This window comes from Fusibacter sp. 3D3 (assembly GCF_001748365.1).
In the GTDB taxonomy this organism is placed as follows: Bacteria; Bacillota; Clostridia; order Peptostreptococcales; family Acidaminobacteraceae; genus Fusibacter_A.
The window spans coordinates 80,776-102,077 of record NZ_BDHH01000016.1 but is presented as its reverse complement, the minus strand read 5'-3'; the positions used below and the strand labels follow the sequence as shown (position 1 = coordinate 102,077).

Genomic DNA, 21,302 nt, shown 5'->3' with positions numbered 1-21,302 from the left:
AATTTTGTAAAGTAGTCATAAATTCATATTGTCAACTTTAAAAACTTATGCCCTCAATAAAAAAAGATGTCTCAAGAATCACACTTAACCAGAGTGATTTCCATTGAGGCATCTTTTTTCTATATTCAACAAGGGGGATTATTGACGTTATTTTTGGCCATAGTAGGCATTAGCACCGTGTTTCCTAAGATAATGACGGTCTAATAATTCTTTTTGCATCGGCTTTATATCTAGAGTAGCCATCTGATTATGCCACGCCATAAAAGCCAGTTCTTCCAGTACAACAGCGTTGTGCACAGCATCTTGAGCGTCTTTGCCCCACGTAAAAGGACCGTGGCTTGCAACAAGAACTGCAGGGATTGCTTTTGGTATTTTTCCCTTAAACGTCTCTACGATCACACGGCCCGTTTCAAGCTCGTATTCACCTGAAATCTCTTCAGATGTCATTTTTCGCGTACAAGGAATTTCTCCATAAAAGTAGTCTCCGTGAGTAGTTCCAAGTGGCGGGATTGCCCTTTGCGCCTGCGCATAGATCGTCGCCCAGCGGCTGTGGGTATGAACGATACCGCCCACATCCACAAAGTTTCGATAGAGCTCCAAATGTGTTGCAGTATCCGAGGAAGCCTTTAACTCACCTTCAACGACTTCACCACTTTCAAGGCGAACGACCACCATATCCTCTACAGTCATCTCACTGTACTCAACACCACTGGGCTTTATGACCACAAGCCCAGTCGATCGGTCAATACCGCTGACATTACCCCACGTAAAGGTCACAAGACCATACTTCGGCAACTTCATATTCGCCTCAAAAACTTCTTTTTTTAAATTTTCAAGCATCTTAACCGCTCCTAAATGAGTTGATTTAAAATTAGCCTTTAAGTTTCCAGACCAAATCTGCCAGTAGCAATTCATGTTCTAGTGAAATATTATCTGTATTTTGGTTGATATAAACGTATTCGATACCCATCAGCCTTGCCCAGTCACAGAGGATTTCTGCATCAATATCATAGCTGAGTACCGCATGATGTGCACCACCCGATCTGATCCACGCTTCTGCCCCTTGCTCAAGACTCGGTTCAGCTTGCCACATCACACGTGCAACGGGCAGATTAGGCATGGTTTGTGTCGGCTCAACGCAGTTGATATCATGAACGACCAATCTAAAGCGTCCGCCCATGTCAATCAGCGTTGTAAGGACTGCTTTTCCCGATTTGCCTTCGAACACAAGGCGTGCAGGGGCTTCGCGATCTCCAATCCCCAGTGGATGCACCTCTATTCTAGGCTGACCCATCGCCAGTGTCGGACACACTTCCAGCATGTGCGAACCGAGTGAATAACCGCCTGCTAAGTCATAGGTGTAATCCTCCATGAACGAAGTGCCACCCGTCATGCCAAACGCCATGGCTTTCACAATAGCCGTAAGTGCAGACCCCTTCCAATCGCCTTCTCCTGCATAGCCATAGCCTCCGGCCATGAGGTTTTGCGTCGCAAGCCCTGGAAGTTGTTTCATCCCATAAAGATCTTGGAACGTATTGCTAAATGCCATACACCCTTCTGCATCCATCATCTTTTGAATGGCAATTTCTTCACGCGCTTGATACCGAATAGAATCTATGAATTCTGTCGCCACTTGATATTTAGAATGATATTCTGCCATCTTTTGGTCAATTTCATGTGTTGAAACCGCATCCATGGTTGCCACAAGTTGCCCCACTGGCCATGTATTGACCTGCCATCCCAACTTGATTTGTGCCTCTACTTTATCGCCCTCAGTAACTGCCACTTCACGCATGTTATCACCAAATCGCATAACGCGCATATTATGACTCACAAAGGCCCCGACTGCTGCACGCATCCATTTGCCAATGCGCATTTGCACAATTTCTTTTTGCCAATAGCCCACGACTACTTTTCGCGGTAGTCTCATTCTCGCCCCTATAAAGCCGTGTTCACGGTCACCGTGAGCGCTCTGGTGTAAGTTCATATAATCCATATCAATGGCTTCATTTGGAATGGCTTCATTGAATTGTGTGTGGAAATGAAGGTAAGGTTTTTGTAAAAGTGCCAGTCCGTTGATCCACATCTTAGATGGCGAAAAAGTGTGCATGAAAGTAATAATGCCCGCACAGGTATCGTCATAATTTGCTGCTTTAATGATCTTTTCAATTTCATCAGCAGATTTCATAGTCCCTTTGTACTCGATTTCCCAAGGCATATTACCACTGCGATTCAGGCCCTCTGCTATTGCACAACTGTTTTTTTCCACTTGAGCCAATGTCTCTGGTCCATAAAGGAGCTGACTGCCAACGATAAACCAAAATTTATAAGCATTTAATGTCATAATCTATTCACCTCATTCTATTATTTTCTAAAATGCGCCACTGCAGCTTGTTCAATCATAAGGCCCTTTGTATATCTGTCCATAAAGACCTTAAAACCCGCTTGATCTTCTTGACTAGGTTCCACTTGAACGCCTGAATTTAAGTTAAAAACGTGATGGTTTAGGTAGTGCTCTAGTGTTTCATCAGAAGCTTTTTCACGGGCATAAGCTGCCAGAAGTGCTATGCCCCACGCCCCGCCTTCTCCTGCGGATTCCATAACAGTCACTGGCACGGATAGTGCCGCTGCCATTAGGCGCTGTCCAACATTCTGTACTTTAAAAAGGCCCCCATGACCAAGCAGTTGATCCAATTGAATATTTTCTTTTTCAGTTAAAATCTCCATCCCTATTTTGAGCGTTCCCATGGCAGAAAAGAGCAAAGTCCGTACGAAATTTGCCAAGGTAAAGTTACTGTTGGGTAACCGTGCAAACAGAGGGCGTCCTTCTTCAAAACCTGTGATCGGCTCTCCAGCGAAATAATTGTATGCAAGTAACCCGCCGCAATCCGCATCACCTTCTAAAGCTTGACGATACAGGATATTGTAAAGCTCTGTTTTATCCATCTTTACGCCAATTTCGCCTGCAAATGAATCGAATAATTGAAGCCACGCATCTATATCCGAAGTACAATTGTTGCAATGTACCATAGCTACAGGTTTACCCGAAGGGGTTGTCACCATATCAATTTCTGTGTAAACTTTTGACAACGCATGTTCAAGCACCACCATGGCGAAAATAGAAGTTCCTGCAGAAACATTACCGGTGCGTTCTGCGACGCTGTTTGTGGCCACCATGCCCGTCCCAGCATCGCCTTCAGGTGGACAAAGGAGCACGCCACTTCGCAATTGTCCCGATGGATCTAATCGTAGCGCACCTTCTGCTGTAAGTTTGCCTCCACTTTCTCCCGCTAAGCAAACTTTAGGCAAGATTTCTTGTAGAGTCCAGTTGACGTGATGCGCCTTTTTGAGCTGTTCAAATGTAAAAAGCATTTTTGAATCATAGGCATTCACTTCGCTGTCAATTGGAAACATCCCTGAAGCTTCGCCGACGCCTATGATTTTTTCACCCGTCAGTTTCCAGTGCACATACCCTGCCAGCGTAGTAATCAGCGCAATATCTTTAACATGCTCTTCACCCTTTAGCATAGCTTGATACAAATGTGCGATACTCCACCTTTGAGGTATGCTAAACGAAAATGCTGCTGTTAACTGCTGAGCCGCTTGTTCCGTAGTGGTATTGCGCCAAGTCCGAAAGGGCACCAGTTGATTCTCATATTTATCAAAGACAAGATAGCCGTGCATCATAGCCGATACGCCGATGGCACGTAACTGTGTAAGCGGCACATCGTACTTGAGCTCTACCACCTCTAAAAGCTTCTTATAGCTGTCTTGTAACCCCGACCATACCGCATCTAAAGTGTAGGTCCACACGCCGTTTACAAATTGATTTTCCCAGTCATGGCTTCCAGATGCAATGGGCTTGTGATTCATATCAATCAACACCGCTTTAATACGTGTTGATCCCAGTTCTATGCCCAATGTGACATCGCCTTCAATAATGGCTTTTTTGATAGCCTGTTTAGTATCCATTAAGACCTCCCTTTGATTATTCCGCTTGGCGTTTGCGCGATGTTATAACGCTTTGTAAAACGATAAAGAAACAGAGCAGTGCTGAAAGCACGATTCTTACCCACCAACTTGAAAGCGTCCCCTGTGTTGTGATCAAACTGCCAATAGTCCCTTTAATTAAAACACCAAAAAGAGTTCCTATTGGATTGCCCACACCACCCGATAAAAGCGTCCCGCCGATAACCGACGATGAAATCGCATCCATTTCAAGACCTCTTGCTTGTTCCACAAAACCAGCACCTGTGTTGAGGCAAAATAGAAAACCACCAATACCCGCAAGTAATCCACTGAGCACATACGCCATCATTTTTGAGCGCTTGACATTGAGACCCATCATGAGAGCGCTTTGTTGATTGCCTCCTACAGCGTAAAGACTTCTTCCAAATTTGGTTTTTTTCAGCATGAAAACGATCAAAACAACGATTATGAGTGCAATAATCACTGTCGGATAAATATACGCAGGCTGATAAATCCCCGATTTATTCACCGTTCCAAAAGGCAGATATATTTTGAAATCTGCCCATGAACGAAAAGTTGCATTTTTTATCGTGAGCATCTCTTTACTGATTACTGCCGTCATACCACGTCCAAAGAACATGCCGGCCAAGGTAACAATAAAGGGTTGAATGTTTAAATACGATACCAGATAGCCTTGAACGACACCGAATGCAAGTCCAATGGCAAGCGCAATTAAAATAGAAGTGTACGCACTGGTGCCCAATACTTCCATAGAATAAGCAGACGTCATGCAGACAAGCGCTGTTACAGAACCTACAGAAATATCAATGCCCCCTGTGATCATGACCAGCGTCAGTCCGCAAGCGATGACTATAAGGCCCGCATTTGAAATCAATAAATTTAAAAACATCTGCGGTTTTGCAAATCCTTGATCATGAAAAATAATCATCCCTGCAATATACATGACAATAAAAAGCGATACCGTGACGAGGATCAGGAAAGTTGTGTCACTAACCATTTTTTGTTTTGAAACGGCTGTGTTGAGCCTTTTATTTAAAAGTTTCACGCTGAAACACCTCCCTTTTCAAGTACTTTTACAGATTTGCGCTTCATTTGGATACGCTTAAGCTGTTTCTGAACAACAGGACTTTGGAGTACAACGATGATCACCACAACAACTGCTTTATAGACAGGCAGTTGATCTGCAGAGACATTCATCGCATATAAAGTCGTCGTCAAGCCTTGGATCGTAAAAGCACCAATGATGGAACCTGCAAAGCTGAATTTGCCACCACTGAGTAAATTACCACCAAGTGCAACTGCTAAAATAGCATCCATTTCAAGATAAAGCCCTATGTTGTTCGCATCCGCAGAATAAATTCGACTGGCGGATATGAACCCTGCAAGACCTGCAAGGAGTCCACAGATAACATAAGTCACAAATTTGATCCGCGTTGCATTGAGCCCGACCAACCGGGAAGCATTGCTATTAATACCAACACTTTGAACATAAAGTCCTAATGTTGTTGTCTTCAAGATAATGGCCATGATTATAACGGTCACAATTGAAATCATAATCGGTGTTGGCACCGGAATTCCAGGAATAAAATTGCCAAATATTTTAAAAGTATCCACTCTTACATACACATTTTGTCCCTTGGTAAAGAGTTGAGCAATCCCTCGTCCTGCTGTAAAAAGAATTAAGGTTGCCACCATGGGTTGAATTTTAAACTTGGAGACCAATAGACCATTAAACGCACCACAGAGACCCGATGCAGCGATGCCTGCAATTGCAGCTACTATAATCGGCATCTGTAAGACATTTGTCGAAGCTGCACCGCCCGAAAGAAGGGAACAACAAACGGCTGCCGATACTGCCATAACAGCGCCCACGCTGATATCCTGACCGCCAGAAGCTGCTGTGACCAATGTCATTCCAATGGCTAAAATCACAAGTTCCGAGCCACGATTGAGTACATCGATAAGATTGCCATATAGAACCCCATGATTCATAGAAATCACAAAAAAGTCTGGTTTTGTGATGAGATTAGAAAGTAATACCACCATCAGACCAAGAATAGGCATAAACAAGTGATGATGCATGATGCTTGCGACTATATTCTCTTTACTACTGGATAGGCTCTGTGGATCATCTTTTTTCATCTGCTTTTACACCTCCTGCGATTGTATTCATGATATGTTCTTCGGTTAATGTACTTCCAGTGAGTTCACCCACTTTTTCATGATCACGCATGACAATCATCCGTGAACAAGTCCTGAGCATTTCATCAATTTCAGAAGATATAAAGGCAATGCCCATGCCTTCTTTTGCCAATTTTAAAACGAGCTTTTGAATCTCGGTTTTAGTCCCAATATCGATGCCACGTGTGGGTTCGTCCAAAATTAGATATTCCGGATTTGTTAAAAGCCAACGGCCAATAATGACCTTTTGCTGATTCCCACCCGATAAATTCTTAATGGGGGTTTCTCTACTGGCTGTTTTGATTTGAAGCAATTCAATATACTGATCTGCAAAATCCTCCATTTCTTTGCGCCCCATAGGTTTAAAAAGCCCACGTTTCGCCTGTAAGGCAATGATAATATTCTCCCTAACAGACAAATCGTCGATGATGCCATCTCTTTTGCGATCTTCAGGCAAATAGGCTAGACCCTTTTTAATGGCATCTTTTGGCGTTTTAAATTTGATGACTTGATCGTGCATTTTAAGTTTGCCGCAATCTGGTTTGTCCGCACCATAAAGACTTCTGACCAACTCGCTTCTTCCCGACCCCAAAAGGCCTGTAAATCCAACGACTTCGCCACTATAAACGCATAGATCAAAAGGTTTTATATGATTGATCCTGCCAAGCCCCTCTGCTTCAATTAATGGCTTAGCGTGTTGGTCCTTCACTTTAAGATCTGCATCATTTTTAATTTTTTTCAAATCATCAAAATCCTTGCCCATCATTTTGGCGACAAGTTGGATTCGAGGCAATGCCTCCACTGCGTATTCACCCACCAGTTCACCATTTCTCAAAACCGTAATTTTGTCACAAATAGCATACACTTGTTCCAAAAAATGAGTGACGAAGACAATACCTACGCCTTGTTGCTTGAGTTGTGTCATCAACTTAAAGAGTTTTTCCACTTCGCCATCGTCGAGAGATGACGTTGGCTCATCTAGTATTAAAACTTGGCATTTCATATCTATCGCTCTGGCGATTGCAACCATCTGTTGAATGGCTATAGAACATTCCTCTAATGGCTTTGTAGATTCGACAGGAATATCTAAAGATTTTAAAATAGCACTTGCTCGCTCATGGATGGCTTTCCAGTCAATAAAACCATGTTTTTTAGGTTCTCTGCCTATAAAAAGATTTTCTGCAACCGTCAAATTTGGACATAAACTGATTTCTTGATAGACGGCACTGATTCCCTTATCCTTTGCTTCCTGAGGGGAATGTATGATCACTGGTTTAGGATGATTTCCCAAGAAAATTTCGCCACCGTCCAGTTCGTATATGCCCGTCAACACTTTGATCAAAGTAGATTTGCCAGCGCCATTTTCCCCCATAAGTGCATGTATTTCGCCTCGCCTCAGTGTGAAATCAACATGATCTAAAGCGACAACACCTGGAAACACCTTCCTTATGCCCCTCATTTTTAATATAATCTCATCTGACACTTACGCCACCACCTTCCAAATCGTTAAAAATTGAGATAAAAATAGCGTGGTACAGACCCAGAGACATATCTGGGTTCTCCGCACCACGCAAATTTGCTTGTACAGTTTACTTATTGGATTCATTAATAAGAACGTGCATCAACGATTTCCTTTGTAATGGTTTTGGCATCAAACGCCTCTTCCTCAACATATGCTAATTTTTCAGGTGTTTCGCCCGCTTCGATTTGTTCAATCAATTTTGCAACGCGTGGTCCATGTAGCGGATTACATTCAACATTGTAGTTTATTTTTTGATCAAGTGTCATGGTCAAGCCTGCATTAGTCGCATCAAATGAAATGACAACGATATCGCCACCCACACCAGCCTTCATACCAGCTGCTTCAATTGCATCAATTGCACCAAATGCCATATTGTCATTTTCACAATAAACAACATCAATTTCAGTCGTCTGTTTTAAGATACTTTCCATAACTTCTTGACCTTTAGCTTGTGTAAACTCACCCGTTTGTTGTGCGACGATTTCCCAATTTGAATTGGCTTTCGCACCTGCTTCAAGTCCTTCAGTTCTGCCGATTTGAGCAGATGATCCAATCGTACCCTGTAAATGAACGATTTTAACAGCGTCTTTTCCAGCAAGTTCTTTATTCATCCATTCAACGGCAATATCACCCTCTTTTCTGAAATCAGAACCTACCCAGCAATAAAATAAGTCATCTTTAGCGACATTGATCATACGGTCAACAATGATCACTGGAATACCAGCGTCTTTTGCTTCTTGTAATACAGTATCCCAACCCGTTTCACCGATAGGTGCCACAACGATATAGTCTACCTCTTGTTGTATAAAGTTACGAATTGCAGTAATTTGATTGTCTTGCTTGCCTTGAGCATCGTCAAAGATCAGTTTGTATCCATTTGCCTCAGTGAAGGTATCCTTCATAGATTGAGAATTCGCAGTCCGCCAGTCTGACTCTGCACCAACTTGCGAAAATCCCACAACAATCAAACCTTTTTCACTACCTCCTCCGGCAGCTGCGTTACTGTTAGAATCATTTGGGGCAGACTGTCCACAAGCAACCAAGCTGAGTGTAAGTGCTGCCAAAAGTAAGAACGTTAAAAACTTCTTCATTTTTTTCCTCCCATTATTCATAACTAACTTTGTATTACCTAGCTTTGTATTTCTTAATTTAAGTTTAGCTTTCATTCATGGGTTTAGCCATAGAATAATTTACGTGAATTTTACTTTTATTTTACATTATCCTGTTTTTTTCTGAAAAAAGTGTTTTTTTTTACGATTTCGTTACATTTTATTTGGGGATACGAACTGTAACGGTCATCCCTTCACCATAGGTACTTTCAAAACAAAGGCCATATGACGAACCAAAATAAAGATCCAGTCGCTTGCTCACATTCTCAAGACCCAGTCCCGAATGTTGATTTTTTTGCAACCCTTCTTTGAGATTTTCAAGCCGTTCAGGTGTCATTCCAGCCCCATTGTCATGAATTGAAATTAAAATATCAGCGTCTGTTTGTTGAGCATAAATCTTAATTTTTCCTTTTTGCCGTTTGTTTTTTATGCCATGATAAATGGCGTTTTCTACAATGGGTTGAAGTGTCAACTTTGGAATATAGCTGGTCTTCAAATGATTGGGAATATCTATTTCATATTCCAGTATGTCAAAATATCTAATCTGCTGAATTTCAAGATAACTGGTCACTTGATGGATTTCCACCTCAAGTGTAATAAAATCCTGTCCTTTACTCAGTGAATTTCTAAAAAAAGACGACAGGCTCGTGACCATTTGAATCACTTTGTCATTTTGTTTTGTCTCCGCAAGCCAAACCACGGAATCAAAAGTATTGTATAAAAAATGAGGATTGATTTGAGATTGCAGTAATTCAAGCTCTGCTTTGTGAAGCGCATTTTGATCTTCTTTGACACAGGCCAAGAGTTCATCAATTCGATTTGCCATTTCATTAAATCGATGGTCCAAAGTTTGAATTTCCGCGCTGTAGCTCACAATCGGTTCCACATCGAAATTGCCACTTCCAAGCACGGAAGCCTTTTCACAGAGCTCAAGAATGGGTTTTGTAAGCCGTGAAGATAAGCGCCACGAATGTAGGAGAATTAAAATGAGAAAGGGCGCTGATATGATAATCGTAACCCAGATCATAACCGAAACACGATTGATAATTTGTTTTTGTATGGCAGCAAGTTCTTTCATTTCGCTATAAGTATAATCATTCATATAAGATTGAATTAAGGTCGTGATGGAATGCACGTTTCCGTTGAGCATTTCAATCCGTGTATCATATCCCGACGTATTGCTGATATCGATAATCGCTTGGCGCAATTTTTCCATGAGATTCAGCATGACTTCCACGCGCCATTGATTCTCACCATAAGTTGTCGTTATTTCCAGACGCTCAATAATTTGCTTTGCGCGATCAATTTCTTCTAGAGGCAATTCTTCTAGGGGTTTCGCACGAATAATGAATTGATAAGTATCTTGATCAATCTTATTTTTAAACTCGTAGTTGAGTTCTGTAACCGTATTGGCATTCTGTAAGGATGCGGCGTATTTTTGGTTAAAACTCATCATGAGATAAAACAATATAATGATGACCGCGACAAAAGGAACAATCACTGTAAAAATTAATTTCTGAATTTGCTTGGTCATAGTGACACTTTTATTGAGATTGCTTTTACTCTTTTTTAGAATCACTTTTCTCCCTCTTTCCATTCCGGTAATGCCTTGGAGAACAACCGTTAATTTTTTTGAAAAGAAAACTGAAATAATGTGGATCGTTGTAACCTACCTTTGCGGCAATTTCACTGCCACTTTCATTGGTGCAGCGCAATAATTCTCTTGCCTTTTCCATACGAAGCTCTGTCAGACTCTCCACAAAAGTTTTGCCCATTTGTTGACTGAAAACAGAACTAAAATAGGTTGGACTTACATTGACGATTTGCGCCACGGTGTTGAGGCCAATTGTACTGTCTTGAAAATTTTCTCGCATGTATTTTAAAGCTTTATCGAGCATCTCTGAATACCGATTTTTCACAAGATTATCACGCAGCATGAGGGCCCTTGAAAGCAACTGCACAATATAGGCACTGACAGTCGTTTTCGATGCGATTGCCTCTTCCAGTTTGATATCGCCGCCTAATAAATCACTTGGTTTCTCGTAGCCAATTCGCTCAAGAAAAGCATTGACCGTAAATTGAATGCTCAAAACCATGTATTGACAAAAAGAAGTAGAGTTCATGCCTGCTTTTCCAATCTCTTCGAAATAACTTTCTGTAAAATCAGAAACGTCTTCTTGAATGCCATTGTTTAAAAATTTTAAAATAATGCGCTGATCGACCTTACCTGGATCAAGATCATTTAAATTAAAATCAATGATCTGTGGTTTTACTGACAGTTCCTCTTCAGGCTGTGATTCAATCTGATAAATTTGATTGGCAACCATATGCTTGCGTCTGAAAAAAGTACGTCTCGCTTCCCGATAACAATCCGCGATTCCACTGAGTCTCGAAACGGGCTGTCCAACCAAAATAACCCACCTTATTTTAGCCTCTAAAGTCTGAAATTGTTTTTGAAGTGCTTCAGTACAGCGTTGGGACTCTATATCAATCTGTGCTGCATCCGCTTTGATCAGTATAATAAAGACTTCTAGGCCAACGCTAAACAGAAGCTGATGAGAATCTGCGGTACATTGCTTATTAATGCGCTCTTGAAGCTCCGCGATAGCAGAGGTATTTTGCGCCTTTCCCATATTTTCTTCCAAGAAGAAAAGAACGACATTGTATTGTTCGGCCATTAGATCGATCCCTAAATTACCAGCGCGTTCTAAAATTTGAGAAGTCGAGGTCTTCCCAGATGTGATGGCCTCAAATAAACCGCGCCGAGAAGAGGATAAATACTCTTGTACCTCATCGCTAAATTGATTATTGTATCGTTTTGTTGCTTCTTCTTCATCTTTTTGTTTTTTAACCTGCTTGAGCACATCGATGAACTGATCCTTTGGAAGTGGCTTTAATAAGTATCGATTGACCCCAATTTTAATGGCTTCACGCGCATATTCAAAATCGTCATAACCACTCAGTATAATGATACTGGTCTCTGGTAATTCCCTTCTGATCATTTGACTTAACTCAAGACCATCAATAAAGGGCATTTTAATATCGGTAATGACAATATCCGGCCTTTTTTTCTGAATCATAGGCCACGCCAATTCCCCATCAGCCGCCTCTCCCACTAATTCAAACCCGTGCCTTTCCCAATCTACCAGTTGTTTAATGCCTTCTCTTATAACAAACTCATCTTCAACTAAAAAAACACTATACATAGTCTTACAACTCCTTTAGTCATGCCACTGTAAAGTATAAAAATCTATACATGCCTATTTAAAATTATAGTTTACTCAAGTGTGAATTACAATGATTAGGCTATTTATTTGTTTGATTTGACTGCACACGTTTAAAAAAGGACATGCCGCATGGGCCTGTCCTCTAAATTTTGTTTCGTTTATAGGCTATTCGTTAACCCGCTCATAAATAGATACTTTTATATCTCCTTTGTCATCTCTATAAAAAACCACAGCATAATTTTCATCATAACTCATCGATTTAGAATAACCCACTTCACCCGTTTCAAATAACGCCATCTCTGCCACAATACCAGATCCTGACCCCATTGAGGTTTTATAACCATAATGAATTCTACCGTCTTGATCAGGCTCTGTTTTTTCTTCATAAATCAATGTCCATTCCTTTATGATTTCATCAACCGTAAGATCTTGGTTCATTTCAAGGACTGCATTGTTCACTTCATCCTGCCTCACATCTTCTGGATTCTTTTCTTCTGAGTTCATTTTATTGGACTCTGACTCTGCCTCTGCAAATTCTCTCAAGTACTGCTCTGCTGCTGCTTTATCTGCTCTATGCGAATCTAGTGGAAAATCAAATAAAAGATTCATGCCTTCGTAACTTTCATTCACTGAAATAATCCCCAACGTTTCATCATACTCATACGCTGATCGCTCGTAAAAATTTGAGTTGGAAACGCCTAAATAGAGTGTCCGATCTGCAAATAATTGAACATTATCACATTCGAGGATCCGATACATAATCCCCTCTTTAACGATTTCAGAATAACCACCATTCATCGTCACAATATTGAACTGCTGAGGATTAAGGCTTTGTATAAAAGGGGATACAAAGAACGGCACTTTCCCATAATCTTCATCAGAGGTCATCGGCATTGGCGTACCATCTGTTTTAGATATGGCTATCACAGCATAAGTGCGTTCTGAGACTAACTGTCCATCAGAATAAAAATCGGTTAAATTACTTCCCGATACAGCACCAAGTAGTGTCACTGTATAGTCACCATAAGATTGAGATTCATCCATTATAATGGCGTCATCGCTTTCAAAAGCAGATGCCAACAAGCCATTCCCAACGCCAACTGCGATTTCTTTGGGTGTCAAATATTGCCATGCTGCAAATGATACAATTGAAAAACATAACAGGATGCAACAAACTACTACAATTGCGGACATTTTTACTTTTCGGTTATTTCTCATTTCATTTTCCCTCGCTTTTTGCATTATTTTTGTGTCGAGCTTCGATTCAGGTTCATAATTGCTTGAAAGGGCATTTTTGAGTAAACGATTTAGGTCTTTATCTTCCATATCCATTAACCTCCAAATATTGCTTGACCTCATTTCTTGCTTTAAAGAGTCTGCTCTTTACAGTCCCCTCTGGCAAATTTAAAATTTGGCTGATTTCCTTTAATGGCATTTCAGCTGCATAGCAAAGATACATTGGAATTCGATATTCTGCCTTTAGATGGTTAACCGCTCTAACGACCATTTTCAAATTTTCTTTTTCCATCAATAGCTCTTCTGGCGTTTGAACATTGTCGAGCAGATTGGATTCACAATCCACCGCCTCTTGATAACTTGTCATCGTCACAATTCTTTTTCTCCAAGCAAATTTGCGCCTGCGATTTTTCCAGAGTTTAACTGCAATGGACAACAAATAACTCTTCGGATTGTTGGCTTGATCTATTTTGTCGCAGAGTTCTAGTGCTTTTAAAAAGGTATCTTGATAGAGTTCATCTGCTTCCTCTTTATCTTTCGTCAACTGTCTACAGAAATTATATATATCCTTGCCATGAACATTAATCAAATACGTTATATCTTGAATTTCCAAATCTACTTCCTCCACATGTGGTTTTGCCCTTCATCTATACATGGTAATAACTTCGTATGCGGTTCACGCCAATACTCCAATAATTAAAAATTTTTTTTCATCCTCTTCTGGACTAAAGCATCCTTTAATTTCATGTTGAAGTTTGATATCTGCTCGCAAAAAAAACTGTTGATTTTTCAACAGTTTTTGAATACTTAATTTGCTGTCTTATTTTCGAAATCAAAGTGATAGAACTTTTCCCCATGATTGATTCTAAGTGTACCTTTTTTCAGATGAATCGCTAAAAAACAGCAGTTCTTATCATTTTCATTATTCGCAAAATCATACCAGTCTTTAAAGACTTCACGCAATTTGGTTCTTAACACTGCATTATGTGGTTCCAGTACCCAGCCTAGATTTTCCCCTGTTCCACTACTAAAAAAATCTTCGAGATGTACTGAAACAGATACTTCTGGATTCTCACCGATTTGCTTCATCTTATTGGATTGTGCATAAGTAACCACGTAGAACACGCCATCTTCATAGTATGCATCCACATCACGAACTGAAGGTCTTGGATTTCCATCAACCCCCGTCTCCAGTGAAATTGTAGCAAGTGAAATTGCATTGTCTTTTCCATTTCCAAATTTTTCGCTCAGTATTTTCATGCCTTCTTCATATTTTTCCATAATAATCTCCTCCTCGTTATTTTTTAATCTCGTTATTTTTTAATCCAAAGCGCTGGTCGAATGCCACCTCTACTGTCATTGGTTAAATGGTGAATGACATTCGTCTTTCGTTTTGAAACGCCATTGCCCTGTATGCCAATGTTGCCATCTCCGTGTATATAAACAGCAACGCGATTATGCTTCCCAGGTGTTCGTATCCACCACCACCACATTGAATTCATGTACTTAGCTCTACGCTTAATGTTATTCTCATCTTTTCTTTGAAACCAATATCTTTGATTTTTAGAAGGAAAATCCAGTAGTCTGCTGCTGTCACCAAAAAAAGTTCGGACAACCTCATCAATAGATAGTATAAAAATACGATCTGTTGTATCTTCGCCGCCATCCGCCTTATACCACAAATTACCTGGATTTATATTCACTGTTTCCATTATTTTCGCCCTATCTTCTACTTTGAATTTTTGGTAAAATTCGCCGTTTAGATATTTTCGAAGTTCGCAGTCCTTCCATGTAATGTCAGTCCCTTTATTATGATAATCACGTAGCTCAATGATTTCTTCTGTCAAAATCAGAGCTTTATCATCCTGCACATCTAGTATGCGCCATTCATAGTCCCCAAAAACCACTTGATCTCCAATCTTCATAACGTCCTCTTTCTTATTTGATTGCAACAAATAATTTCATGTATTCAATATTATTTTTTTGGAAAAGACTTTCAAAAGCAAAATGATCATAGGTATATCGGTTCACATTCATATATTGAAAAGCGGATTTATATGCATTTGAAATCAGATGAAAGGGATTATTCATGGGGTTATTTATGGTAATAGTGACATAACTTTGTGTTTTTCTTTCTTCGACCACAAGTGCCTTGTTATTTATTTCCATCCCATTTGGCAATACTAAGGCCGCTGTATAACCATGCATATGATACAAATTTATCTGCTCCTGAGAAAGATGTGGAAAATCCCAACCGATTACTTTTGGCTTATCAATATTAAGCTTCGTCGCCAATTGTCTAATTCTATAAATTGCATCGTCTTCTGGTTCCGTGGATATCACAGTATATTTTATATACTCAAATGCTTCAAGAGTCTCAATCTCAATCTCAGAATAAGCTTTATTTACTATTTTAATATTACCAAACAACAACTCATCCGAGCTGCAATTAAATAAAGAACAGATCTCTTTGATTTTACTGAGTTCTGGATTTCCTTGATTCAGTTCCCATTTAGAGATGGTCTGCCTAGAAACGCCTAATAGATTGGCAAGTTCTTCCTGTGTCATATTTTTATGCATCATTCTTAAATATTGTATGTTAGTCCCAAAATTCATCTCATCACCTCTTTATACCCTATTATAACGACAACGGATAATATTTCAACCAATTTTCAGTTGCTTTTCTTAAGGTTTCGCCCTTTTAAGTTGCGAAGGGCAATAAGCAATAACTTCAGATTCTTTTACCTTAGAAATTTATTCAGCCTCAATCTTAAGTTCATATGGGCCAATAAGGACATTTGAGCATTTAATTTCAATAGATAACTTAGTCGCTTTGTCTTGCGCATCAAAAACGCTATAGTAACAACCTGCTCTTTGTTTAGACGTCCAGTACGGGGCAATGCCCATCGAATTGGTACGCGCATACTCAAATCCAGTTTTGACTTTAATCTCAGGAAATACTTGAAATACGCTTTGTTTAGAATTCGCTTGATAAGTTGCCTCAAAATCATATCGCAATGCATCTTCACCAATAGCTTTAAGCGTTTCATCATTTTCTTTGGATACAAAAGCCAATCCCTTAAAATTAAGCTCTATTTCTCCAATCTTGTAACGCTGATCCACCGCAATATACTCACCCAATTTTGGTTTTTTAACTTTAACCTCTCCCATAACTTTTGTATCATAGATCATTTGTGGGATGACCACCTTTAAACCCGTTTTATGCTCTGGTATATCAAAATAAAAAGTATCTATATCCGCGTTATTGTACTGGCGCTTCTTTTCATTAGGATAATAGCCATTGCCCTCACTGTCAATGATCTGAATGCTTGAAGCATAAAATGCTTTCTCATCGTCAAATAAATAAAATCTAAGATTTCGATATTCACTTGGTAAAACAGAGCTCATATTCAATATGGCAACATCACCCTCTCTTTTTAGATCTGCAAAGATAAAAATGTCATCTATAAAGAGACCATTTCCAAGCTTATCGGGTGCATCCCCTGCTTTGACTTCTTCTAATACGATTTCGATCGGCGCTTCAAAATCATCAATACCTAACGTAACGATTGATGTTTTTAAAGCTTTCTCTAAATAAAATGTCCCCGAAATTTTTTTCACGTCAGTCCCATATGATGAAGCCTCAACATAATGACTTGCATATGTTTTTTCCCCATCAATCAGCAAATATAGACCTAATTTTGATTTTCCCGATACCCCAATCCGCTCACCAGTACCATCCATGGTCATCATTGATGAACCGTAATTTATATTCGTTAATGCTGAAATGACAAAAGAATTATTTTGAACGTACGCATATTTAATTTCAATAAACGCACCGTTAGATGCCATGCGATAGGATTGTGTTGTTGCCCTACTAATACTCATATCTTCTTCGCTCTTAACAATACCAAACCCTGGTATAAACTGAAATATACTTTGATAAAGTGCATTCACGGGTGTAGCGTTTATAAAACCAGATAAGATGAGCAATAAAAAACAGGCTACAACAATTGACTTCTTTTTTTGTTTAATCCCCTTAAAGCGATATTTTTGTCCCTTTGAGCTCAGTTCAATTTTTTTAAACGTTTTTTCTAGAATTCTTTCTTGAGCATTAGCCTCTAAATGCTCATCCTCAAATTCAGCCTTAACGTGCTCTGAATAGGCGTCCAAATATTTTTTGTCAAACATCACAGCCCCTCCTTTGCGAAAATTTCTTTTAGTTTTAAACGCCCTCTGGTAATACGCTTATAGGCATTCTCCTTTGAAATTTCATGCTTATCCGCTATGCGATCCATATTTTCACCCAGAATAAATCGATCATAAAAGATTTCATTATCCGGAGGGGGTAACATTTGAAGCCGTTCGATGATTTCTTCAATACTTAAAAGATCAAATGCCTCTTGAAAAATTAGAGTTGAAGAGACCTCTTCTATAAAAACCGTTTTCTTGTGTTTCGCAGTCTTTCTGTAATAATCAATCGCCGCACTTCTTGTTACCATAATAATCCACGACTTTAACGAAGCTTTTGTATTATCGTATTTTTCAATCCTTTGCCAAATTAAAAATAGGGCATCACTCATACACTCTTCTATTTCTTCAGCTGTCAGAACCACAGTATTTCCAATAATGTATTTAAGTAATCCTCCATATTGGTTAAGTACAGCTGAAAGTGCTTGTTGATCTCGCATCAGCAAGCGCCTGTATAGGATCTCGTCATTCATCTTCTACCTCTCATTTTGCATTATATCTATATATCCGTATAAACATATCGTTTTTGGACAAAATCATCTGATTTAATTTTAGCTTTAGTTTAGTTTTATAGTTGACTACAGCCTTCTAATCCAGTATCATTTTAAGTATAACACAAGCCATGAAGGCTATAATATTTATACTATAACAATAATATTTTCATTGATTTTAAGGCATTATCTCTAATTTGACGTACTACCCCATAAATTGGCCACGAAGGCTATACGAACCATTGTAATGGTGCTGTATATAGCTCTCGTGGTTTTTAAATGTAGAGCACCACAATTTCAAACACTCTAGGAGGACCTCTATGAAAAAGAATTTTATTCAAGAAATGGTCTTAGCGAGTATGTTTATCGCTATAGGCCTTATACTACCCATGATATTCCATAGTTTCGGATTAGGATCTACTTTTTTACCGATGCACATACCCGTACTGGTTGCAGGCTTTACATTAGGCTTACCTTATGCCGTCGCTGTTGGCATGCTCACACCTCTACTGAGCAGTTTATTAACAGGCATGCCACCGCTTTTTCCTGTGATGCCTTATATGGTTTTTGAACTAGGTGCATACGCTGCCGTGGGTTATTATTTAGGGCAAAAATTGAACCGTAACACTTATTTAGCACTTATAGGCAGTATGATCGCTGGAAGACTTGTTGCAGGGGTTGCTGTATGGATTTTAGTTCTTTTCTTTGGCGCAAAATTTCCAAGTCCTCTCGTATTTGTTATTTCAGCAGTAACAGCTGGCATTCCGGGTATAATCATTCAACTCTTGTTCATTCCGCCAATTATCTTATTGCTGAAAAAAGCAAATTTGATTAAAAACGAGGTCTGCCATGTCAAGTAATAAAGACTATTTTAATTCAAAAGCTGAGTTATGGGACAATATTGTGGACCATGATCTAAAAAAAGTCCAAAGAATAATAGACTTGGTTGAAATAAAGAAAGGCGACAAAATACTAGATGTTGGCACAGGAACCGGCGTGCTTATTCCTGTTTTACAGGCGTGCGTAGGTGATCAAGGCCAAATTACGGCTATTGATATCGCCGAAAAAATGATCGAAGTTGCAAAGCGTAAGTTTGACTATTCTAATGTAGAGTTCGTTGTAGGGGATGTTTTGGAAAAAGGTGTCTCTGATTCAGATTTTGACTGCATCATTTGCTACTCGATGTTTCCACATTTTGAAGATAAAAAAGCTGCCATTTCAACCTTAGCTAAACACCTAAAAAAGAATGGCAAACTTGTAATTTGCCATTCTCAAAGTAGGGATGCCATCAATCATCTTCATCAGGAAATTCCAGGGCCTGTACAAGAGGATAGACTGCCCTCCATGGATATTCTCAAACAGATGTTTGAAAGTGCTGATATTAATGTAAGCCTTGAAATTGATGATGAAGAGCTGTTTGTAATCATTGGCTTGCTTTAAAATCAGAGTGTATTGTTATCGATTCCATTAACTTAATCTGTATTTTTTGGAACACTTAATCGGAATAACTGTGAAATCAACCATTCACATGTTGCAGATAGAATAATCGCTATTACTGACCACGCTAATACCCCAGCAGTATTCAAGGCAACCTTCTCCATTTGAAGACCTGTTCCAATAGCGAATCGTGGTTGACTTAACACCTCTGCTGCAATTCCAACCTTTATATTAAGGCCAATTGCAGTAGAAGTTACAGCCATCAGTGATGACTTCACCGATGGATAATATAAATGGCATAACTTTTTTCTCTTTGTAAACTGATAAATTTGTGTCATTTCAAGTAATTGCTTATCTATATTACGTACAGCATTAACAACTGCACTATAAATGATTGGAAACGCAATCAGAATGCCCACTAATATTGGCGCAATTTCACGATTTAACCATATCAACGCCAGCAAAATTACCCCCATCGTCGGCATTGACCGTTGAATCGAAACAATTGGATGCATAAAATAATAAATTGGATTGCAAAACCCCGCAACTGTGCCTAAACTTACCCCCATCATAAATGAAATAATAAACCCAATACTCGTTCGTTTCAAAGTATAAAAAATCTCTTTAATAAAATATTGGCCTCCAACAATTTCTACAAAAGCAAAATAGGTTGCAATTGGTGTTGGAAATTTTATAGGATTGTCCACAATGGACGCCAGAATTTGCCATGTTATGAGCACCACTACAACCGATGCTATTGATAACTTTTTATTTTTCAAAGTAAATTCCAGAGTCTATCATTTTTCCACCAAGTAGTTGCGGATTAAATTCAAACAAAACCTTGAGATATGTTTCAATGACTTCCTTTGTCTCGTCTACTCCTAAGAATTTCATATTACACCCCGGAATCGCTTTTGCAACAACAGGTGCTTTTAAGCCAATATCAAGTGCTTCATAGTACTTTCCTGCATCGGTTGGATTAGCATTAACCCAATCGATGCCTTCTGAATAAGTTTCCAAAAATGCTTTTACAACCTCTGGTGATTCATTTGCAAGCTTTTCACTAACAATGATAGAAACCTGAGGATAATTATCCATCCCCGTTACTTTCTTCCATTCTTCTTGTAAATCTAAAACTACCTTAGAATCCTGTCTTTTCATTAGCATACTTGTCAATACGGGTTCTGGAGCAATACTTAAATTGCCTTCTCCTGAAATATAGTGCGTCGCCAATTCTGAAGCGCCTGAAAAATACTCTAACGTAAGATCTTCGTCTGGGTTAATGCCATTTTGAGTCAATACGAATCTTAACATAGCATCTGGGGTCATGTTTCTACCAATAGTACTTATTGACTTACCTTTTAAATCTTCAATGGACTGAATATCTTCAGATGATATCACATATAGAATCCCCCAGACACTTACTCCAGCCATTTTGTAACCAATGCCCTTATTGTAAAGCACTGCTGCCATATTGGTCGGAACAATTGCAATATCTGCTTCTTCATTGATTAATGTCGTTGTAAGTACATCTGTTGATTCAATCATTTCGTATTCAATAGTCACATTTTCAGAAATAACAGGGTTTTCAGTGACCATTTTGATCATACTCAATGTCGGTGTACCATAAGGCATTATCACTTTTATTTGAACGGCTTCTTCTTCACTCTTATCATTTGATGCATTCTCACCTGTTTGCGTTTTTTTAGACACCTCCTGTTCAATGGCATTTGCTTCACTTGAAACTTGAGGCTCTGATGTGCCATTATTCTCATCTTTAGCATTAGAACATCCTGAAATCACCAACATAAGTACTAAAATTGCAAATATGATTCGTTTCATAGTCTACATCCTTTCT

The 21,302-nt window shown here is 39.3% G+C and carries 20 protein-coding genes; 2 read left to right on the top strand and 18 right to left on the bottom strand.

What is annotated here, in order from left to right:
• Nucleotides 1–147: 147 nt before the first annotated feature.
• The 16 genes from araD to F3D3_RS17020 all read right to left on the bottom strand — a co-directional run bounded on the left by araD (nucleotide 148) and on the right by F3D3_RS17020 (nucleotide 17,989).
• Nucleotides 148–840 (bottom strand): L-ribulose-5-phosphate 4-epimerase, encoded by a 693-nt coding sequence (araD, locus tag F3D3_RS17095; protein WP_069875664.1) that lies wholly within the window; start codon nucleotides 838–840, stop codon nucleotides 148–150.
• A gap of 31 nt (nucleotides 841–871) precedes the next feature.
• Nucleotides 872–2,344 carry an L-arabinose isomerase gene (gene araA, locus F3D3_RS17090; RefSeq protein WP_069875663.1) on the bottom strand — a complete coding sequence of 491 codons (1,473 nt, stop codon included), beginning with the start codon at nucleotides 2,342–2,344 and terminating at the stop codon, nucleotides 872–874.
• 20 nt (nucleotides 2,345–2,364) lie between these two features.
• Nucleotides 2,365–3,972 carry a xylulokinase gene (locus tag F3D3_RS17085; protein WP_069875662.1) on the bottom strand — a complete coding sequence of 536 codons (1,608 nt, stop codon included), beginning with the start codon at nucleotides 3,970–3,972 and terminating at the stop codon, nucleotides 2,365–2,367.
• 16 nt (nucleotides 3,973–3,988) lie between these two features.
• Nucleotides 3,989–4,987 carry a sugar ABC transporter permease YjfF gene (locus F3D3_RS17080; RefSeq protein WP_069875695.1) on the bottom strand — a complete coding sequence of 333 codons (999 nt, stop codon included), beginning with the start codon at nucleotides 4,985–4,987 and terminating at the stop codon, nucleotides 3,989–3,991.
• A gap of 44 nt (nucleotides 4,988–5,031) precedes the next feature.
• A complete protein-coding gene (locus F3D3_RS17075; protein WP_374700084.1) occupies nucleotides 5,032–6,132 on the bottom strand; it encodes an ABC transporter permease in 1,101 nt (366 codons plus the stop codon).
• Nucleotides 6,119–7,630 carry a sugar ABC transporter ATP-binding protein gene (locus F3D3_RS17070; protein WP_069875693.1) on the bottom strand — a complete coding sequence of 504 codons (1,512 nt, stop codon included), beginning with the start codon at nucleotides 7,628–7,630 and terminating at the stop codon, nucleotides 6,119–6,121. The genes F3D3_RS17075 and F3D3_RS17070 overlap by 14 nt, the downstream gene beginning before the upstream one ends.
• A 146-nt stretch (nucleotides 7,631–7,776) precedes the next feature.
• On the bottom strand, nucleotides 7,777–8,784 hold the full coding sequence (locus F3D3_RS17065) for an ABC transporter substrate-binding protein (protein WP_069875661.1): 1,008 nt from the start codon (nucleotides 8,782–8,784) through the stop codon (nucleotides 7,777–7,779).
• Between the two features lie 178 nt (nucleotides 8,785–8,962).
• Nucleotides 8,963–10,381 (bottom strand): sensor histidine kinase, encoded by a 1,419-nt coding sequence (locus tag F3D3_RS17060; protein WP_069875660.1) that lies wholly within the window; start codon nucleotides 10,379–10,381, stop codon nucleotides 8,963–8,965.
• Nucleotides 10,362–12,008: a response regulator gene (locus F3D3_RS17055; RefSeq protein ID WP_069875659.1), complete on the bottom strand. Its 1,647-nt coding sequence runs from the start codon at nucleotides 12,006–12,008 to the stop codon at nucleotides 10,362–10,364. Before F3D3_RS17055 ends, F3D3_RS17060 begins: the two co-directional genes overlap by 20 nt.
• A 186-nt stretch (nucleotides 12,009–12,194) precedes the next feature.
• Nucleotides 12,195–13,355: a hypothetical protein gene (locus tag F3D3_RS17050; RefSeq protein WP_069875658.1), complete on the bottom strand. Its 1,161-nt coding sequence runs from the start codon at nucleotides 13,353–13,355 to the stop codon at nucleotides 12,195–12,197.
• Complete coding sequence (locus tag F3D3_RS17045; protein ID WP_069875657.1) at nucleotides 13,345–13,878, bottom strand: RNA polymerase sigma factor; 534 nt, start codon at nucleotides 13,876–13,878, stop codon at nucleotides 13,345–13,347. The genes F3D3_RS17050 and F3D3_RS17045 overlap by 11 nt, the downstream gene beginning before the upstream one ends.
• 194 nt (nucleotides 13,879–14,072) lie before the next feature.
• Nucleotides 14,073–14,546 carry a pyridoxamine 5'-phosphate oxidase family protein gene (locus F3D3_RS17040; RefSeq protein WP_069875656.1) on the bottom strand — a complete coding sequence of 158 codons (474 nt, stop codon included), beginning with the start codon at nucleotides 14,544–14,546 and terminating at the stop codon, nucleotides 14,073–14,075.
• Between the two features lie 32 nt (nucleotides 14,547–14,578).
• Nucleotides 14,579–15,190, bottom strand: a complete 612-nt coding sequence (locus F3D3_RS17035) for a DUF6273 domain-containing protein (protein ID WP_069875655.1) — start codon at nucleotides 15,188–15,190, stop codon at nucleotides 14,579–14,581.
• A gap of 13 nt (nucleotides 15,191–15,203) precedes the next feature.
• Nucleotides 15,204–15,881: a helix-turn-helix transcriptional regulator gene (locus F3D3_RS17030; RefSeq protein ID WP_069875654.1), complete on the bottom strand. Its 678-nt coding sequence runs from the start codon at nucleotides 15,879–15,881 to the stop codon at nucleotides 15,204–15,206.
• A gap of 138 nt (nucleotides 15,882–16,019) precedes the next feature.
• Nucleotides 16,020–17,456, bottom strand: coding sequence for a hypothetical protein (locus F3D3_RS17025; protein ID WP_069875653.1), 1,437 nt, complete (start codon nucleotides 17,454–17,456; stop codon nucleotides 16,020–16,022).
• A complete protein-coding gene (locus F3D3_RS17020) occupies nucleotides 17,456–17,989 on the bottom strand; it encodes a sigma-70 family RNA polymerase sigma factor (protein WP_069875652.1) in 534 nt (177 codons plus the stop codon). Before F3D3_RS17020 ends, F3D3_RS17025 begins: the two co-directional genes overlap by 1 nt.
• Before the next feature lie 338 nt (nucleotides 17,990–18,327).
• On the opposite strand from F3D3_RS17020, the gene F3D3_RS17015 reads away from it, so the two are divergent.
• Nucleotides 18,328–18,867 carry an ECF transporter S component gene (locus tag F3D3_RS17015; protein WP_069875651.1) on the top strand — a complete coding sequence of 180 codons (540 nt, stop codon included), beginning with the start codon at nucleotides 18,328–18,330 and terminating at the stop codon, nucleotides 18,865–18,867.
• Nucleotides 18,857–19,447 (top strand): class I SAM-dependent methyltransferase, encoded by a 591-nt coding sequence (locus tag F3D3_RS17010; RefSeq protein ID WP_069875650.1) that lies wholly within the window; start codon nucleotides 18,857–18,859, stop codon nucleotides 19,445–19,447. Before F3D3_RS17015 ends, F3D3_RS17010 begins: the two co-directional genes overlap by 11 nt.
• A gap of 32 nt (nucleotides 19,448–19,479) precedes the next feature.
• On the opposite strand, the gene F3D3_RS17005 is transcribed toward F3D3_RS17010, so the two are convergent.
• Both F3D3_RS17005 and F3D3_RS17000 read right to left on the bottom strand, forming a co-directional pair.
• Complete coding sequence (locus F3D3_RS17005; RefSeq protein WP_084389123.1) at nucleotides 19,480–20,223, bottom strand: ABC transporter permease; 744 nt, start codon at nucleotides 20,221–20,223, stop codon at nucleotides 19,480–19,482.
• Nucleotides 20,213–21,286: an ABC transporter substrate-binding protein gene (locus tag F3D3_RS17000; RefSeq protein WP_069875649.1), complete on the bottom strand. Its 1,074-nt coding sequence runs from the start codon at nucleotides 21,284–21,286 to the stop codon at nucleotides 20,213–20,215. Before F3D3_RS17000 ends, F3D3_RS17005 begins: the two co-directional genes overlap by 11 nt.
• Between the last annotated feature and the right edge of the window lie 16 nt (nucleotides 21,287–21,302).

Coding starts and splice junctions, on each gene's coding strand:
- F3D3_RS17000 (WP_069875649.1), bottom strand. CDS start 21,286: ATGAAACGAATCATATTTGCAATTTTAGTACTTATGTTGGTGATTTCA.
- F3D3_RS17085 (WP_069875662.1), bottom strand. CDS start 3,972: ATGGATACTAAACAGGCTATCAAAAAAGCCATTATTGAAGGCGATGTC.
- F3D3_RS17070 (WP_069875693.1), bottom strand. CDS start 7,630: ATGAGGGGCATAAGGAAGGTGTTTCCAGGTGTTGTCGCTTTAGATCAT.
- F3D3_RS17040 (WP_069875656.1), bottom strand. CDS start 14,546: ATGGAAAAATATGAAGAAGGCATGAAAATACTGAGCGAAAAATTTGGA.
- F3D3_RS17035 (WP_069875655.1), bottom strand. CDS start 15,190: ATGAAGATTGGAGATCAAGTGGTTTTTGGGGACTATGAATGGCGCATA.
- araA (WP_069875663.1), bottom strand. CDS start 2,344: ATGACATTAAATGCTTATAAATTTTGGTTTATCGTTGGCAGTCAGCTC.
- F3D3_RS17025 (WP_069875653.1), bottom strand. CDS start 17,456: ATGTTTGACAAAAAATATTTGGACGCCTATTCAGAGCACGTTAAGGCT.
- F3D3_RS17030 (WP_069875654.1), bottom strand. CDS start 15,881: ATGAATTTTGGGACTAACATACAATATTTAAGAATGATGCATAAAAAT.
- F3D3_RS17080 (WP_069875695.1), bottom strand. CDS start 4,987: ATGGTTAGTGACACAACTTTCCTGATCCTCGTCACGGTATCGCTTTTT.
- araD (WP_069875664.1), bottom strand. CDS start 840: ATGCTTGAAAATTTAAAAAAAGAAGTTTTTGAGGCGAATATGAAGTTG.
- F3D3_RS17020 (WP_069875652.1), bottom strand. CDS start 17,989: ATGAATGACGAGATCCTATACAGGCGCTTGCTGATGCGAGATCAACAA.
- F3D3_RS17015 (WP_069875651.1), top strand. CDS start 18,328: ATGAAAAAGAATTTTATTCAAGAAATGGTCTTAGCGAGTATGTTTATC.
- F3D3_RS17010 (WP_069875650.1), top strand. CDS start 18,857: ATGTCAAGTAATAAAGACTATTTTAATTCAAAAGCTGAGTTATGGGAC.
- F3D3_RS17075 (WP_374700084.1), bottom strand. CDS start 6,132: ATGAAAAAAGATGATCCACAGAGCCTATCCAGTAGTAAAGAGAATATA.
- F3D3_RS17065 (WP_069875661.1), bottom strand. CDS start 8,784: ATGAAGAAGTTTTTAACGTTCTTACTTTTGGCAGCACTTACACTCAGC.
- F3D3_RS17055 (WP_069875659.1), bottom strand. CDS start 12,008: ATGTATAGTGTTTTTTTAGTTGAAGATGAGTTTGTTATAAGAGAAGGC.
- F3D3_RS17050 (WP_069875658.1), bottom strand. CDS start 13,355: ATGGAAGATAAAGACCTAAATCGTTTACTCAAAAATGCCCTTTCAAGC.